At 62.7% G+C, this 7548-nt stretch carries 6 protein-coding genes; 4 read left to right on the top strand and 2 right to left on the bottom strand.

Annotation, left to right across the window (positions count from 1 at the left end; genetic code table 11):
- The coding region (locus tag ENZ74_RS15025) for an ABC transporter substrate-binding protein (RefSeq protein WP_245470959.1) at positions 1-631 on the top strand (631 nt) is incomplete at its 5' end.
- Between the two features lie 17 nt (positions 632-648).
- Positions 649-1329, top strand: a complete 681-nt coding sequence (locus tag ENZ74_RS15020) for a DsbA family protein (protein ID WP_063170238.1) — start codon at positions 649-651, stop codon at positions 1327-1329.
- 38 nt (positions 1330-1367) lie between these two features.
- Here the strand turns inward: ENZ74_RS15020 and ENZ74_RS15015 are convergent, their stop codons facing one another.
- Positions 1368-1796, bottom strand: a complete 429-nt coding sequence (locus ENZ74_RS15015; protein ID WP_024503284.1) for a hypothetical protein — start codon at positions 1794-1796, stop codon at positions 1368-1370.
- A 603-nt stretch (positions 1797-2399) separates the two neighbouring features.
- On the opposite strand from ENZ74_RS15015, the gene ENZ74_RS15010 reads away from it, so the two are divergent.
- Positions 2400-4304: an ABC transporter ATP-binding protein/permease gene (locus ENZ74_RS15010; RefSeq protein ID WP_024503285.1), complete on the top strand. Its 1905-nt coding sequence runs from the start codon at positions 2400-2402 to the stop codon at positions 4302-4304.
- A 272-nt stretch (positions 4305-4576) separates the two neighbouring features.
- The gene (gene mgtE / locus ENZ74_RS15005) at positions 4577-5941 is read left to right on the top strand and encodes a magnesium transporter (protein WP_063168000.1); all 1365 of its coding nucleotides are present in this window, start codon (positions 4577-4579) and stop codon (positions 5939-5941) included.
- A gap of 60 nt (positions 5942-6001) precedes the next feature.
- On the opposite strand, the gene gor is transcribed toward mgtE, so the two are convergent.
- A complete protein-coding gene (gor, locus tag ENZ74_RS15000) occupies positions 6002-7393 on the bottom strand; it encodes a glutathione-disulfide reductase (RefSeq protein ID WP_063167999.1) in 1392 nt (463 codons plus the stop codon).
- Positions 7394-7548 lie beyond the last annotated feature (155 nt).

The following is a 7548-nucleotide window of genomic DNA, read 5'->3' as shown; positions in this document are numbered from 1 at the left end:
GGACGGCACATGGCGGCCGCCGGTGACCGACGGATCGGGCCAGGATCGGCGCGTCTTGAAGGCAGCTTTCGATCTTTTGAAAAGTGTCGGCTACCACGTGCAGAATGGAACGATGCTTGATCCCGAAGGCAAACCCTTCGGCTTCGAGATCCTGACCGCTTCGCAGGACGAGGAGCGCCTTGCCGGCATCTATCAGCGCACGCTGGAGAAGATCGGCATCAATCTCACCATTCGCAGCCTCGACGGCGATCAGATACAGTCGCGCAAGCAGCGCTTCGATTTCGAGGTCTTGGTCGGATCGAGCGGCTTCAACAATTCGTTGTCACCCGGCATCGAGCAGAGCGGGCGCTGGAGTTCGACTGCCGCCCGGACGGAAGGCTCGTTCAATCTCGCCGGCGTCGCCGACCCGGCTGTGGACGCGGCAATCGAGGCGATGCTGCGCGCCCGTTCCAAGGAGGATTATGTTGCCGCCGTTCGCGTTCTCGACCGGCTGCTGATCTCCGGCAACTACATGGTGCCGATGCAGTACAACACGCAGCAATGGATCGCCTACTGGAACTACCTGGAACATCCGCAAAAGACGCCCATATTCGGATATCAACTGCCAACATGGTGGCGCAAACCCAACTGAGGGATCAGGAGATCGAGATGAGCGAATTGAACGCCATCACCGTCGATGTGGTGTCCGATGTCGTCTGCCCCTGGTGCTTCATCGGCCAGAAGCGGCTCGACAGGGCAATCGCCGCCGTCGGCGATGTCGACGTGCATGTCCGCTGGCGGCCGTTCCAGCTCGATCCGACCATTCCGCCTGAAGGCAAGGACCGGCGCGAATACATGCTGGCAAAATTCGGCAGCGACGAGCGTATCCGCGAGATTCACGACCGCATCGAGCCGCTGGGCGAAGCGGAAGACATTTCCTTTGCCTTCGACGCCATCAAAGTGGCGCCGAATACGCTGGATGCGCACCGGCTGATCCGCTGGGCAGGGGCCGCCGGCGAAGCCATTCAGAACAGGCTTGTACGGCGGCTGTTCCAGCTGAATTTCGAGGAAGGCGCTGACATCGGCGACCATGCCGTGCTGGTCGAAGCCGCGCGCGAGGCTGGCATGGATGCGTCCGTGGTCGCCTCGCTTTTGCCGACCGAGGCCGATGTCGAGGCGGTGCGCACCGAGATCGCCACCGCGTCGCGCATGGGCATTTCTGGTGTGCCGTGCTTCCTGCTCGAGGACAAATACGCCGTCATGGGCGCGCAGGATGCCGATACGCTGGCCGATGCCATTCGCCAGGTGGCGGCCGCCAAGGCGCGCGGCGAACTGGACAAGGCCGGCTGAGGCCGGCCGGCCTCTCCTCTCCGCGACAGCGGCAGACGTTACTTCGCCGTCGCCTTGGCCTTGCTGATGAAAAATCCATGGCCGTTCGTGGCCGTGCAGGTCAGTCCCTTGGTTGACGACTGGCACGAGAACGGCCCGGCGCTCCAGCTGTTGCCGTAGCCAAGCTTATCGACATCGCTGCAGCAGCCCTGCTCGCCTGGGTTCTTGATCAGCGTTGCTGGCCCCTTCGGACCCAGGATAATCGTAAGGTAGCTCGGCTCGACGCGCGAGCAGCTCAGTTCCGGGCCGCCATCCCTCGGCTCATAGGTGCCGGTGCCGCCTTTGGGCGTGTAGATGCAGCCGATGTTGCCGGACGGCGTGTTGAACTCGATCTGGCCCTCGGCGCTGGCCGGAATGCTTTGCTCGCCGGCATGCGCCAAAGGTACAAAGGCAAAGAGGGACAGGATTGCGGCCGCGCGTGCAAGCATTGGGAGCTTCCTTGTTGAAGAACCGGACATGCATGAGTGTCGCCGATGCCGGGCAAGGTTCAATCCCAGGCGGATGAATTGTCAAACGCAGTCCCTCAGCCGATCCGACAAGACGGAACGCGCCGCTCGATCGATTCTCTCGTCAATTCCTGCCCCCGGCAGGGACGACCCCGGCAATCCTGGCGAGTCACGAGCCGCAGATTTTCGAGCTCTTTGAGCCGTCCACAGTGAGAAAACCGGTCGCTCGATACGATTTCGAGTTCACGAAACCGTGTGAAAGCCTTCCCTAGGGGAAGCCGTGCCAACGCCACGCCCTCGATATATCAAGCCCATGAAATTAAAAGCAATATCCGGATTTTTGTCGACTGTTGTCGCTATATTTCAGCATGTAATCTGTTGCCTCACGGCAACGGCTGCCGGGGCAATCCGGTCGGCCCGGTTTTAAATTAATGGAAAATGATCAATTGGTGTTACCATCCGTAACAAAAGAAAAAAGGTTTGGGCGGGATAGTGATTCGGGTCGGTAGACCATCGCAAGAGTCAGTACCGGAAAAAACACCTCGCGATGCCGCAGGGCGATCGCTTCTGACGCCGGTGTCGTCGATGCGCAGCTTCTGGGGCCTGATGCGGGCCTACTGGGTTTCCGACCGCTGGAAGGAAGCCTGGACGCTGACGCTGGTGATCGCGCTGCTCACGGCGTTGTCCAGCAAGGCCGGTGTCTGGTTCGCCGAAGCCTCGGGCGAACTGGTCAATTCCATCGCCTTCTTCCATGACGCCGCCAACACCACGCCGCTTCGCTCGCTTTTGGTCAATGCCGGCGTCCTCGTGCTGCTGGTCGTACTCAAGGACGCTGGCTTCACCGGCATCCGCAACCTTGTCTCGGCGACGTTGCACCGCAAATGGCGCGGTTGGCTGGACAGCCGCTTCAATGAAGCGCTGCTGGACGGCAATCATACGCATTTCCATGCCCAGCACGCGTCGACCGGCAGCGGCGCACCGGCCCCCGACAATATCGACCAGCGCGTCCAGGAATCCATCAAGGACATGACCGGTGGCGCCATCGGGCTCGCCATGGGCGTGCTTGGCGTTGCCACATCGCTCTATTTCGTCGGCCAGAAGCTGCTCGAAAACTCCGTCGAGGTGAAGGGGCTGGAATTCCTCGGCAGCTATGGCAGCGCCATCCTCGCCTTCCTGGCCGTCGCCACCTACGTGCCGCTGAACACTTGGATCGCGGTCAAGCTCGGCGGCCTGCTCGAGCGCCTCAATGTCAGGATGCAGCAGGCCGAGGGCAGCTATCGCGGCGAGCTGACGACATTCCTGCGCCGCTCCTTCCATGTCGCGGCGTCTCAGGGCGAAGGCGTGCAAAGGACCATGCATGGCCGGCTTTATGTCGACATCGACGGCACCTGGACGCGGCTGAACATCGTCAACACCGTCTACATGTCGTTCGAGCTGATCTACAATTTCATCGGTGCCCGCATTGTCGCCTACGGACCGGGCCTGGTGCCGTTCATCCACAACGGTCTCGACCTCAAGGGCTACATAACCGGCTCCGAGCTGGTCAATTCGCTGATCGGCCAGTGTTCCTGGTTCATCCACGTCATGCCCGCCATCGCCACGTTGCGCGCCAACAGCCAGCGTGTCACCGAGCTGGCCAATGCGATCGAGAATGTCCAGCATCCGCAGGAATTCTACAGCCAGACCGGCCGCTCCGACTTCCACTATGCCAGCCAGAACCCGGTTTTCGGCCTGACCATCCAGAAGCTCGAACTGGCGCATCAGGGCGAGGACGCGACGCCCTTTCTCAGCGCCGCCAATCTGCGCTTCCGGCGCGGCGAATGGACTTTCCTGAAAGGCGAGTCCGGTTGCGGCAAGACCTCGCTGATCAAGGCGATCAACGGCCTGTGGCCCTATGGCCGCGGCACCATCGTCTTCCCAGAGGGCGTCAAGAGTTTCTATGCCGCCCAGGAGGTCAAGCTGCAGCCTGTGTCGCTGAAGCAACTGGTCTGCCTGCCCGGCTCCGAGCACGACCATGGCGATGCGCAGGTGGCGTCGGCGCTGCACAAGGCGGGGCTCGGCGACTTTATCGAGCACATGGCCGACGAAAGCCGCGAAGGCAAAAGCTGGGACCAGGTTCTGTCGGGCGGCCAGAAACAGAAGCTGGTGGTGGCCCGCATCGTGCTGCAGCAGCCGGGATTGCTGTTCCTCGACGAGGCGACCGGCGCGCTCGACCCCGATGGCAAGGTCGCCTTCCACCAGGCCATCAAGGACAACTGCCCCGATGTCACGGTGATCTCCGTCATGCACGAGGCGGTGGCGCCGAGATCGATGACGGGCAGCGAATTCTATCACAGCATCGTCGCGATCGCCGACGGCGTCGCCACCAAGAAGCCGCTGGTTCCGACCCTGCCCGCCGAACTCACCACCATTCTGGTGCAGCCAAGGCCGGTCCCAAGGCCGGTCGAAGACAAGTGGCTGCGCTTCTCGCGCCGGCTGAAGCAGAAATAACGGTTATTCCACCCCGGTCTGCCTGGTCGAACGGCGGCCGGTGATCACAGTCTCGCGATCTTGCCCGCTCGTCGGCATTTTCCCTCCTCACCGCGATTGACACGGCGAGGCGCGCTCCTATGTTGCGCCCGCTTGCAGACAATCAAACGCGAACCCGCAAGCGGAAAGGTCACCGCGCCATGCCTGGCGACAGTCACAGTCGAACGCAACAGCCGTCCGCCCTGACGTGACCTCACATGGTTCATGTCCTGCCGGACGGCAAGGAGTGAGCCATGAACGAATTTACCACGGTGGCAAGCGACGAGGCCGTCGCGATTGCCCGTATCCTAGCCAACGATCACGTCGCCGACATTGTCGAGGCCCTGAACAGGGAGCCTCGAGAGACCGCGACGGAACTGCTCTGTGAAGTGACGTTCGAACGTCTGGTCGAGATCTTCGATCAGCCGGAACTCGACGGCGCGTCGGAACGCATGGAGGCGCTGCCGCGCGCCAAGGCGGGCAAGCTGCTCACCGCCATGTCGGTCGACCGGGCAGCCGACATCCTGCGCGAGCTGGAAGAGCCGGCGCGTTCCGAGCTGCTTGGCGGACTTGCGCCGCCGCTGCGCGCAACGCTGCTCTCCATCCTCGGCTATCCCGAAGGCAGTGCCGCATCGATCATGACGACGGAGTTCGTCAGCGTGCCCTCGGACTGGAGCGTCGGGCAAACGCTCGACTACATCCGCAAGGTGGAGCGGACGCGCGAGACCGTCTATGCGATCTATATCGTCGATCCGCAAACGCACCTGCTTGTGCGCTCGACGGGCCTGCGCCGGCTGATCACCGGTGAGCCGGACGATTCGATCATGACGGTGGCGCCGGATCATCTTCCGATGACGGTCGGCCCGCTGACCGATCGCGAAACGCTGGCGCAGACGATCTCCAAATACGATCTGCTCGCCGTTCCGGTCGTCGACCATGGCAAGATCCTCGGCATCGTCACCATCGACGACATCATCGACACGATGATCGCGGAGACGACCGAGGACGTGCACCGTTTCGGCGGCATGGAGGCGCTGGACGAGCCGTACATGAAGATGAGCTTCCTCGCCATGATCAGGAAACGCGGCGGCTGGCTGTGCGCGCTGTTCATCTCGGAGATGCTGACGGCCAACGCCATGCAGAGCTATGAGGGCGAGCTGGAGAAGGCGATCGTGCTGACGCTGTTCATCCCGCTGATCATGAGCTCCGGCGGCAATTCCGGCTCGCAGGCGACCTCGCTGGTCATCCGCGCGCTGGCCTTGCGCGAGATCGGCCTTGGCGACTGGTGGCGGGTGGCGCTGCGCGAGCTGCCCACCGGCCTGGTGCTGGGCGCCATGCTCGGTGTGGTCGGCGTCTGCCGCATCGCGCTCTGGCAGTATATGGGCTTCTACGACTATGGCCCGCACTGGCCGCTGATCGCCACCACGGTGGGTGCTGCACTGGTCGGCATCGTCACCTTCGGTTCGCTGTCGGGGTCGATGCTGCCGTTCGCCTTGAAGCGCATCGGCTTCGACCCGGCCAGCGCATCGGCGCCGTTCGTTGCCACGCTGGTCGATGTCACCGGGCTGGTGATCTATTTCTCGGTGGCGCTGGTGATCCTGCGCGGCACGCTTCTGTAGCAACCATCTCCGCCGTGGCATGACCTTGCCGCGGCGGAGTTCCTCAACCAGGATTTGCCGTCAATCGACCCGCTCGCCGTCCTTCACGCGATAGGTCGGCTTGTACATGGTGACCAGTTCTTCCGCCGCTGTCGGATGCACGGCCATCGTACGGTCGAAATCGTCCTTGGTCAGGCCGGCCTTCAGCGGGATGCCGAGAAGCTGCGCCATCTCGCCGGCGTCCGGCCCCAATATGTGGGCGCCAAGCACTTTCTTCGACGCGCCATCGACCACCAGCTTTATCAGCATCTTCTCGTCGCGCCCGGACAGGGTGTGCCGCATCGGCCGGAATGTGGCGCGGTAGATCTCGATGTCGGAAAAGCGTTTGACGGCGTCGTCCTCCGACAGGCCGACAGTGCCGATCTCGGGCTGTGAAAAGACGGCGGTCGCGATCGTCTCGTGATCGGGAGCGGTCGGATTTCCCTTGAAGGCGGTTTCGATGAAGCACATCGCCTCATGGATCGCCACCGGCGTCAACTGCACGCGGTTGGTGACGTCGCCGATTGCCCAGATGTTGTCGACATTGGTGCGGGAATATTGGTCGACGGCGATGGCGCCGGTCTTGGTCATCTCCAGTCCGATGCCTTCCAGGCCCATATTCTCGGTGTTGGGAATGCGGCCGATGGCCAGCATCACCTGGTCGACGGTCAGCACCTCGCCGCCGCTGACCAGCGCGTCGAGCCGGCCGTCCGGCCGCTTGCGGATCCATTCGGACACGGAATGGCAAAGGATCCTTATCCCCTTCTTTTCCATGGTTTCGTGCAGCATGCGCCGCAGGTCCATGTCGAACCGGCTGAGGATCTCCTTGCCGCGATAGACCAGCGTCGTGTCGACGCCGAGACCGTGAAAAATGTTGGCGAACTCGACGGCGATGTAACCGCCGCCCTCGATCATGATCGCCCTGGGCAACTCCTTGAGGTCGAAAGCTTCGTTGGAAAAGATGCAATGTTCGTGGCCGGGCAGCGCCGGATGCGCCGCCGGGCGGCCGCCGGTGGCAATCAGGATCTGGTCTGCTGTGACGGTGCGATCCTCACCCAGGAGATGCACGACATGCGGATCGACGATCATGGCGCGCGAGTGGAAGGTCTCGCCGCCGGCGCCCTCGACGTTCCTGACGTAGATCGCCTCCAGCCGGCTGATCTCGCGATCCTTGTTGGCGACCAGCGTCTGCCAGTCGAAACTGGCTTCCGGCACCGTCCAGCCATAGCCGGCGGCGTCGGCGAAGTGCTCGGGAAATTGCGAGGCATAGACGTAGAGCTTTTTCGGCACGCAGCCGCGGATGACGCAGGTGCCGCCATAGCGGTATTCCTCGGCGATGCCGACACGCTTGCCGAGTGCCGCGGCGACGCGGGCCGCCCTCACCCCGCCCGAGCCGCCGCCGATGACGAAAAGATCGTAGTCGTAACCGGCCATGACGCGGCTCCCAGGCTTCAGAAATGTGTCAGACAGGTAGGCCGCAAAACGGCAAAAGAAAAGCCCGGACAGGCCGGGCTTTCGCAGTAGGCCGCAAGGCCATTTGAAAATGCGCGTCAGTTGTTGTCCGCGGGGGCCGCACCATCGGCGGGCGC

The organism is Mesorhizobium sp. M7A.F.Ca.CA.002.15.2.1 (genome assembly GCF_003998715.1).
Lineage (GTDB): Bacteria > Pseudomonadota > Alphaproteobacteria > Rhizobiales > Rhizobiaceae > Mesorhizobium > Mesorhizobium ciceri.
The sequence above is the reverse complement of the archived record's forward strand: the minus strand, read 5'-3'. Positions and strand labels throughout refer to the sequence as shown.

What these genes read in the sequence shown, in the direction of transcription:
- ENZ74_RS15010 (WP_024503285.1), top strand. Translation starts at nt 2,400, where the DNA reads ATGCGCAGCTTCTGGGGCCTGATGCGGGCCTACTGGGTTTCCGACCGC.
- gor (WP_063167999.1), bottom strand. Translation starts at nt 7,393, where the DNA reads ATGGCCGGTTACGACTACGATCTTTTCGTCATCGGCGGCGGCTCGGGC.
- ENZ74_RS15020 (WP_063170238.1), top strand. Translation starts at nt 649, where the DNA reads ATGAGCGAATTGAACGCCATCACCGTCGATGTGGTGTCCGATGTCGTC.
- ENZ74_RS15015 (WP_024503284.1), bottom strand. Translation starts at nt 1,796, where the DNA reads ATGCTTGCACGCGCGGCCGCAATCCTGTCCCTCTTTGCCTTTGTACCT.
- mgtE (WP_063168000.1), top strand. Translation starts at nt 4,577, where the DNA reads ATGAACGAATTTACCACGGTGGCAAGCGACGAGGCCGTCGCGATTGCC.